The organism is Azospirillum formosense (genome assembly GCF_013340925.1).
GTDB classification, from domain to species: Bacteria; Pseudomonadota; Alphaproteobacteria; order Azospirillales; family Azospirillaceae; genus Azospirillum; species Azospirillum formosense.
The window spans coordinates 1-6,523 of the sequence record NZ_WHOR01000297.1; the positions used below are offsets into that span (position 1 = coordinate 1).

Genomic DNA, 6,523 nt, shown 5'->3' on the forward strand with positions numbered 1-6,523 from the left:
TTGTATAAGAGCCAGAGGGCGGGCTCAGTCGTCTGCTAGAACGCCGCCCCCTCCTCCACCCAATCCTGAACGCTCGTCGCCAGCGGCTGCCCGTCGGGCAGGAAGGCCAGCGAGACGGAGTTGATGCAGAAGCGCATGCCGGTCGGCGCCGGGCCGTCGGGGAAGACGTGGCCCTGGTGGCTGCCACAGCGGGCGCACAGCGTCTCCACCCGCACCATGCCGTAGCTGTTGTCCTGCACCAGCTTCAGATGCGCGTTCTCGTAGGGCGCGGTGAAGCTGGGCCAGCCGGTGCCGGATTCGAACTTCGTCCCGGAGCGGAACAGCGGCAGTCCGCACAGCCGGCAGGCGTAGGTGCCCGGCTTCTTGTTGTCGAGCAGGCCGCCGCAGAAGGGCGCCTCCGTCCCGTGGCTGAGCAGGACGTGCCGCTCCTCGTCCGACAGGCGCTCCACCAGCGCCGCGCGCTGCTCCGGCGTCGGCGGCGTCAGGTCGAAGGGTCCGGCGGTCGGGGAACGGTCGGCGGGGGCGGACATCGGGCGGCTCCAGTGACGGGATGACGGTCCTAGGGGATATGGGCCAGTCGGTCGCGGATGACACCCGGCGTCAGGCTGCTATCTTCCCTGCACGGAACGAATGGAGGGAGAGACCAGCCATGACCGGAACGACCACCGGAAAGACCATTGGCGCGACCGGCGCCTGGACGCACCTGACGGCGTCCGACGGGCACCGGCTGACCGCCTACGAAGCCCGGCCCGTCGGGCCGGAGAAGGGGCGGCTTCTGATCGTTCAGGAGATTTTCGGGATCAACAGCCACATCCGCCGCGTCTGCGACGGCTACGCCGAGGACGGCTACCACACGCTGGCCCCAGCCCTGTTCGACCGGGCGCAGCGCGGTGTGGAGTTGCCCTACGACGAGGCCGGCGTCCAGCGCGGCCGCGACCTGATGGGTGCGGTCAGCATCGACGACGCGCTGACCGATGTGGCGGCGGGGCTCGCCCATCTCGGCGGGGCGGGAGGGGCGGCCATCGCCGGCTATTGCTGGGGTGGCACCATCGCCTGGGCCGCAGCGTCGCGCCTGCCGGTCCGCGCCGCCGTCGCCTATTACGGCGGCGGCATCGGCAACCGGCTGGACGAGGTGCCGCGCACGCCCGTGCTGCTGCATTTCGGCGAGACGGACCACGCCATTCCCCTGACGGTGGCCGAGGCGGTGCGCCAGCGCCATCCCGGCGCCATCACGCATCTCTACCCCGCCGGCCACGGCTTCAACTGCGACGAGCGGGCCAGCTACGACGCGGCCAGCGCCGCCCTGGCCAAGCGGCGCACGCTGGGCCTGCTCCAGGCGGTGTTCTGAAAAAGAAAAAGGCCCTTCCACCGGCTCCGGAGGAAGGGCCTTTCTTCCGATCACGCCGTTACGTGGCGACGTCCGGCTTGGTGCGGCCGGTGTGGCGCTCGATGCCGGCCAGCTCCGCCGCCAGATCGGCCAGCGGCTTCAGCGCGACCGGGGCGTCCAGCCCATGCTCGCCGCCGACCGGCTCGTACCGCTCGAAATAGACGCGCAGCGTCGCGCCCGACGTGCCGGTGCCGGACAGGCGGTAGACGATGCGCGACCCGTCCTCGAAGCCGACGCGCAGGCCCTGCCGCTCGGACCGGCTGCCGTCCACCGGGTCGGTGTAGGCAAACTCGTCCGCCGCCGCGACCTTGCGCCCGCCGAGGGCCGTGCCGGCCAGCCCCGGCAGTGTCCCGCGCAGCTCGGCGATCAGGGCGTCGGCGGCCTCCTGCGGGATGGCCTCGTAATCGTGGCGGCCGTAATAGGTGCGCCCGTAGGTGCCCCAATGCTCGGCCATCAGCTCGGCCACCGACAGGCCGCGGGCGGCCAGGACGTTGAGCCACATCAGGACGGCCCACAGCCCGTCCTTCTCGCGTACATGGTCGGCGCCGGTGCCGAAGCTCTCCTCGCCGCACAGGTTGATGCGCCCGGCGTCGAGCAGCGTGCCGAAGAACTTCCAGCCCGTCGGCGTCTCGTAGCAGGAAATCCCCAGCTTCGCCGCCACGCGGTCCACCGCCCGGCTGGTCGGCATGGAACGGGCGACGCCGGCCAGACCGCCCTTGAAGGCCGGGACGTGGGTGGCGTTGGCCGCCAGCACGGCGAGGCTGTCGCTGGGCGACACGAAGACGTTGCGGCCGAGGATCATGTTGCGGTCGCCGTCGCCGTCCGAGGCGGCGCCGAAGTCCGGCGCGTCTGGCCCGAACAGCCGCCCGACCAGCTCCTCCGCGTGGGCGAGGTTCGGGTCGGGATGGTGCCCGCCGAAATCCTCCAGCGGCGTGCCGTTGATGACGGTGCCGGCGGGGGCGCCCAGCCGGCGCTCCAGGATCTCCGTGGCGTAGGGGCCGGTGACCGCGTGCATGGCGTCGAACACCATGCGGAAGCCCGACGCGAACAGCTTGCGGATCGCCGCCATGTCGAACAGCGATTCCATCAGCTCGGCGTAGTCGGCCACCGGGTCGATGACCTCCACCGCCATGCCGCCGAGCGAAGTCTCGCCGAGCCGGTCGAGATCGAGGTCCGGCGACTCCAGCGTCTTGAACTCGGCGATGCCCTTGGAGCGGGCGAAGAAGGCGTCGGTCATCGACTCCGGCGCCGGGCCGCCGTTGGCGGCGTTGAACTTGATGCCGAAATCGCCGTCCGGGCCGCCGGGGTTGTGGCTGGCCGACAGGATCACGCCGCCGATGGCGCCGCGCTTGCGGATGACGCAGGAGGCCGCCGGGGTCGACAGGATGCCGCCGCGCCCGACCACCGCGCGCGCGACGCCGTTGGCCGCGGCCATGCGCAGGATGGTCTGCACGGCAGTGCGGTTGTGATACCGCCCGTCGCCGCCGATCACCAGCGTGGCGCCGGACAGGCCGTCCACGCAGTCGAAGATGGATTGGACGAAGTTTTCCAGATAGCGCGGCTGCTCAAAGACCTTCACGGCCTTGCGCAGCCCGGAGGTGCCGGGCTTCTGGCCGTCGAAGGGCGTGGTCGGACAGGTGACGGGAACCACTGGACGTCCTCTCTTGGTCGTGTCGGGCCGGGGCGGCGCGCCGTCGCACCGCCGTCCCGGCCCAGCCACGATGCGCGGCTTTGCGCCGCCGTTCAACCGGGCCGAACGACACCTTACCTTCGGTGGATCATCGTCAATGGACCGAGGCCTTACGCCTCTTCGACCGAGACGGCTTCCGGACCCTTGTCGCCCTGGCGGACGGAGATGCGGACGCGCTGGCCGTCGTTCAGACCCTGCAGGCCGGAGCGCTCCACCGCCTTGATGTGGACGAAAACGTCCTGGCCGCCGCCGTCCTGGGCGATGAAGCCGAAGCCCTTGGTGGCGTTGAACCACTTCACGGTGCCTTCGGTCTGGGTGGCCGGGCCTCCCGCCGCCGCACGGCGCGGGCCGCCGAAGCCGCCCCGGTCACCGCCACGGTCATTAAAGCCGCGATCACCACCCCGATCGTTGAAGCCACGGCTGTCGCCCCGGCCAGCGAACCCGCGATCACCGCCGCGATCACCGCCCCGGTCGTTGAAGCCGCGGTTGCCGAACCCGCGGTCGCCCCCACGGTCGTTGCGGTCGCCGAAGCCACCCCGCTCACCGAAGGACGGGCGCGGCCCCTGGGCACGGGCCGGGCGCGCCGGGACGGCGGTGGAGGTGTCGACCGAATGCAGGGCGGAGACCTGGTTGCCCTTGCGCCCCTCGACGATGTCCACCACGACGGTGGCGCCGTCCGGCAGGGACTCGTGGCCGGCGGTGGCGACGATGGCGGCGGGGATCAGGGCGTCGGGCGACCCGTCCTCGAACTTGACGAAGCCGAAGCCGCGGTTGGGATCGTACCACTTGACGGTGGCCTGAACCTGGGTGCCGAGGACGACGGGCTGGCGGTAGACGTGCTGGCGCGGGGGTTGACGGTGCATGAGACCCACTGAACTCCAAAAGGCGACTCGGCACCGACCTTCGGTGCCGAGAGAAGACATCGCCTTTCCCCACGCGAATCACAAGACCGCAGGCGCGCCGTTTCGCGCGCCTGCGGCCCTGGTGCCATTTTTCTCCCCGGCGGGCGGTTTCAGGCCAGCCGTTCGGGGTTCGGCGGCGGTTCCTCCGGCGGGACCGGAATGGCGTCCGGCGGCTCCTTGATCGGCGGCCGCGACGGGTCGCCGGGCATGTCCGGCATGCCGGGCGGCGGCACCGGCATGTCGGGGGTCGGCGGGGAGGGTGGAAGGGGACCGGCAACGCTCAGGTCGGCGGCCATCAGTTCGGCCATCATCCGCGTTGTCGCCATCAGCCGCCCCCGCCCATCGTGCCACCCGCAGCGCCCGGCGCGGCGCGGGTCAGGCCGCGCGCCTTGTCCAGCGATTCCATGCAAAGCTGCTCGTTGCCGTCCTTCGCGGCGGAACGCGCGGCGGTCACCAGCGATTCGACCTGGGCGTTGCGCGCCGCCTGCCCCATCGACCCGCTCTCCATGGAAGAGCCGCTGTTCGGCGCGGCGTCGGGCCGCACCGCCGGGGCGGTCGGCATGGGAGCTCCGGTGCGCGGCGGCTCGATCACCGCCTGATCGCCCGAGGCCGGAGGAGCCACCACCCCGCCCGAGCGGGCGAGCTGGTCCGGCGTCGTGCCGGAACTGCCACTCGGCGACGCCCCGTCCCCCGCGGTGGAGCCGGAACTGCCCGGCGGCGTCGCGACCGGCGGCGGGCTGGCCGACAGGTTGTTCTCGGCGGCGAAGCGGTCGACCAGCGCGGCGCAGCTTCCCTGCGCCAGGGCGGGACCGGCGCCGCACAGCACGAGGCCGGCGGCGAGCAATAGGCCCTGTGGGATCGGATTTCGTGCCATCGGTTGCCTCCCCATCAGCAATACCACCCTCAACCGGTGTAGCGGCGCTCCGGTTCCGCCCAGCCTTTTTCCCGCCAGGGGCTCCATGGGGTGGTGCCGTTTCGCCCACTTCTCCTGTTGAAGGCGCGACGGACAACGGCGGGGGAGAGGGGATGCGATGGACGGCGACCGCGAAAGCCTCGGGCGCGAAAGCCTCGGGCGCGAAGGCCGTGCGGATGTCTCGGCCGAGGCCGAGGCCTTCTACACGGAAAGCCTGAAGGTCCTGAAGGAGTCCGGCATTCCCTTCCTGCTGGGCGGCACCTACGCGCTCAGCGCCTACACCGGCATCACCCGGCCGACCAAGGACATCGACATCTTCTGCCGGGGCGGCGACTTTCCGCGCATCCTCGCGCATTTCCAGGAACGCGGCTTCGACACGGAGATCGAGGACGAGCGCTGGATCGGCAAGGTCCTGCACGGCGACCTGTTCTTCGACGTGATCTTCAACTCCGCCGCCGCCATCAACCCGGTCAACGACCGCTGGTTCGAGGAGGATCACCGCGCCCTGGTGTGCGGCGCCGACGTGCAGCTCATCCCGCCGACGGAAATGGTCTTCTCCAAATCCTTCGTGCAGATGCGGCACAAGTATGACGGCCCCGACGTCGCCCACATGATCCTGAAGCAGCACGCCCACATCGACTGGAAACGGCTGCTCGGCCACATGGAGCAGTATTGGGAGGTGCTGCTGATGCACGTCCTGAACTTCCGCTTCATCTACCCGACGGAGCGCGACCACATCCCCGGCTGGCTGTTGCAGGAGCTTCTGGACCGGCTGAACGAGCGCGCGAAGCTGCCGGTGCCGCAGACCCGCATTTGCCGGGGGCGGCTGTTCTCGCGCGAGGATTATCGGATCGACGTCACGGACTGGGGGTTCGCCGACGTCGTCGGCGAGGAAACCAAGCATGGCTGAAGCAAGATTGAAGGTCGCCGCCATCGGCGACATCCATGTGGGGGAAACCTCCACCCATCCCTACCGCGAACTGTTCCAGGAAATCGCCGACCGGGCGGACGTCCTGGCGCTGGCCGGCGACCTGACCAACCACGGCAAGCCGCGCGAGGCCGAGGTGCTGGCCGAGGACCTGCGCGCTATCGGCATACCGGTGGTCGCCGTGCTGGGCAACCACGACCATGAATGCGGCCATGTCGAGGAGCTTCAGCGCATTCTGGAGCAAGCCGGCGTCCGCTTCCTCGACGGCAACCCGGTGGAGATCCGCGGCGTCGGCTTCGCCGGGGTGAAGGGCTTCGGCGGCGGGTTCGAGAACCGCATGCTCGACGCCTTCGGCGAACCGGCGATCAAGCAGTTCGTGCACGAGGCGGTGAACGAGGCGATGCGGCTGGAAAGCGCCCTGCGCCAGCTGGAAACGGAACGGACGATGGTCGTCCTGCACTACGCCCCCATCGCCGAGACGGTGCGCGGCGAGCCGACCGAGATCTATCCCTTCCTCGGCTCCTCCCGTCTGGCGGAGACCATCGACCGCTTCCACGTCCAGGCGGTCGTCCACGGCCACGCCCACCACGGCAGCTACGCTGGCAAGACCCTGCGCGGCACGCCGGTCTACAACGTCGCCCAGACCATCGAGAGAGAGGCGGGGCAGACCCTCACCATTGTAAACAACTGAACACGCCGAATA

General features: G+C 70.2%; 8 protein-coding genes. 3 read left to right on the top strand and 5 right to left on the bottom strand.

Annotated features, from left to right (window positions below):
• Positions 1–35 precede the first annotated feature (35 nt).
• The gene (gene msrB / locus GBZ26_RS25390; protein ID WP_174441221.1) at positions 36–530 is read right to left on the bottom strand and encodes a peptide-methionine (R)-S-oxide reductase MsrB; all 495 of its coding nucleotides are present in this window, start codon (positions 528–530) and stop codon (positions 36–38) included.
• Between the two features lie 119 nt (positions 531–649).
• Between msrB and GBZ26_RS25395 the strand changes: the two genes are divergently transcribed.
• Positions 650–1,348, top strand: coding sequence for a dienelactone hydrolase family protein (locus tag GBZ26_RS25395; protein WP_174441222.1), 699 nt, complete (start codon positions 650–652; stop codon positions 1,346–1,348).
• A gap of 58 nt (positions 1,349–1,406) precedes the next feature.
• Here GBZ26_RS25395 and GBZ26_RS25400 read toward each other — a convergent pair whose 3' ends face one another.
• From GBZ26_RS25400 to GBZ26_RS25415, 4 genes are all read right to left on the bottom strand, one after another.
• Positions 1,407–3,038, bottom strand: coding sequence for an alpha-D-glucose phosphate-specific phosphoglucomutase (locus GBZ26_RS25400; protein ID WP_174441223.1), 1,632 nt, complete (start codon positions 3,036–3,038; stop codon positions 1,407–1,409).
• Between the two features lie 149 nt (positions 3,039–3,187).
• Positions 3,188–3,940: a cold-shock protein gene (locus tag GBZ26_RS25405; RefSeq protein ID WP_174441224.1), complete on the bottom strand. Its 753-nt coding sequence runs from the start codon at positions 3,938–3,940 to the stop codon at positions 3,188–3,190.
• Positions 3,941–4,089: 149 nt separating this feature from the next.
• Positions 4,090–4,305 carry a hypothetical protein gene (locus GBZ26_RS25410; RefSeq protein ID WP_114861414.1) on the bottom strand — a complete coding sequence of 72 codons (216 nt, stop codon included), beginning with the start codon at positions 4,303–4,305 and terminating at the stop codon, positions 4,090–4,092.
• Positions 4,305–4,853 (bottom strand): RodZ family helix-turn-helix domain-containing protein, encoded by a 549-nt coding sequence (locus GBZ26_RS25415; protein WP_174441225.1) that lies wholly within the window; start codon positions 4,851–4,853, stop codon positions 4,305–4,307. The genes GBZ26_RS25410 and GBZ26_RS25415 overlap by 1 nt, the downstream gene beginning before the upstream one ends.
• Positions 4,854–5,010: 157 nt before the next feature.
• Here GBZ26_RS25415 and GBZ26_RS25420 point away from each other — a divergent pair, with 157 nt between their 5' ends.
• Both GBZ26_RS25420 and GBZ26_RS25425 read left to right on the top strand, forming a co-directional pair.
• Positions 5,011–5,802 carry a nucleotidyltransferase family protein gene (locus GBZ26_RS25420; protein ID WP_174441226.1) on the top strand — a complete coding sequence of 264 codons (792 nt, stop codon included), beginning with the start codon at positions 5,011–5,013 and terminating at the stop codon, positions 5,800–5,802.
• Entirely contained in the window at positions 5,795–6,511 is a 717-nt protein-coding gene (locus tag GBZ26_RS25425) for a metallophosphoesterase family protein (RefSeq protein WP_174441227.1), read from the top strand. The genes GBZ26_RS25420 and GBZ26_RS25425 overlap by 8 nt, the downstream gene beginning before the upstream one ends.
• Positions 6,512–6,523: the final 12 nt, after the last annotated feature.

Excerpts from the sequence above, each read along its gene's own strand:
- GBZ26_RS25395 (WP_174441222.1), top strand. The coding sequence starts at position 650 with ATGACCGGAACGACCACCGGAAAGACCATTGGCGCGACCGGCGCCTGG.
- GBZ26_RS25415 (WP_174441225.1), bottom strand. The coding sequence starts at position 4,853 with ATGGCACGAAATCCGATCCCACAGGGCCTATTGCTCGCCGCCGGCCTC.
- GBZ26_RS25420 (WP_174441226.1), top strand. The coding sequence starts at position 5,011 with ATGGACGGCGACCGCGAAAGCCTCGGGCGCGAAAGCCTCGGGCGCGAA.
- msrB (WP_174441221.1), bottom strand. The coding sequence starts at position 530 with ATGTCCGCCCCCGCCGACCGTTCCCCGACCGCCGGACCCTTCGACCTG.
- GBZ26_RS25425 (WP_174441227.1), top strand. The coding sequence starts at position 5,795 with ATGGCTGAAGCAAGATTGAAGGTCGCCGCCATCGGCGACATCCATGTG.
- GBZ26_RS25410 (WP_114861414.1), bottom strand. The coding sequence starts at position 4,305 with ATGGCGACAACGCGGATGATGGCCGAACTGATGGCCGCCGACCTGAGC.
- GBZ26_RS25405 (WP_174441224.1), bottom strand. The coding sequence starts at position 3,940 with ATGCACCGTCAACCCCCGCGCCAGCACGTCTACCGCCAGCCCGTCGTC.